Annotated in this window: 1 protein-coding gene and 1 pseudogene; both read left to right on the forward strand. The window is 45.8% G+C overall.

What is annotated here, in order from left to right; all coding sequences use genetic code 11:
• Nucleotides 1–546: TetR/AcrR family transcriptional regulator (locus tag AC1DRJ_RS30995; protein ID WP_477805469.1), on the forward strand; the 546-nt coding region annotated here is incomplete at its 5' end.
• Nucleotides 547–615: 69 nt separating this feature from the next.
• A pseudogene (locus tag AC1DRJ_RS31000) lies at nt 616–705 on the forward strand (hypothetical protein); the annotation flags it as partial.

Consider the following 705-nt stretch of genomic DNA (forward strand, 5'->3'; position numbering starts at 1 on the left):
ATATTAAAGACGGCAATCATCCTCTTTAATGAACGTGGCGTGCACACCGTCGGAATTGACCGAATTATTGCTGAAAGCGGTGTATCGAAAAGAACCTTCTATAATTACTTCCCTTCAAAGGCTGATCTGATTGCTGCCTATTTAGATTTTTGGCATTGGCTCCGTTTTACGAACTTGAACAAGTTCGCCGCGCGAGTTAATGGTGATCCAAAAGCCGAACTCTTGGCGATTTTTGATTTCCTTGAATATTGGTTTTCAGAACAAGATTTCAGAGGCTGCGCATTCGCCCGCGGCCTGAATGACTTTAATGATGACGCATCGAAAATTTTACGCGCCAAAGTCAGCGTGCATTTCGATGAATGGGCTAACTTCATTATGGCGCGCTTGTCACTGTTCGTGGAACCCGAAAAGGCAGAAATTATTCTCCCACAGTTTCTAAGCCTTATTACCGGAACTACCGTTGTTGCCCACGCCTCAGGCAATGTAAAAATCGCGCAACTAAACAAGCAGATAGCTGAAATATTATTAACTGCCAGAGCAGGCTAATTTTCCGAGCTGTACCGATCCTCGGCAGCTTCTTGATCCCGCTTTTTCTTATCTTACCGCTTTGCGTTGCAGTACTTTACCAATAACTCGCCAGTAAATGGCCAACCAATTGCCGGACTCCCACGCTCCACTGCCGAAGACATCGACAAGGCCCTGGAC

The organism is Pseudomonas sp. P5_B2 (assembly GCF_056400445.1).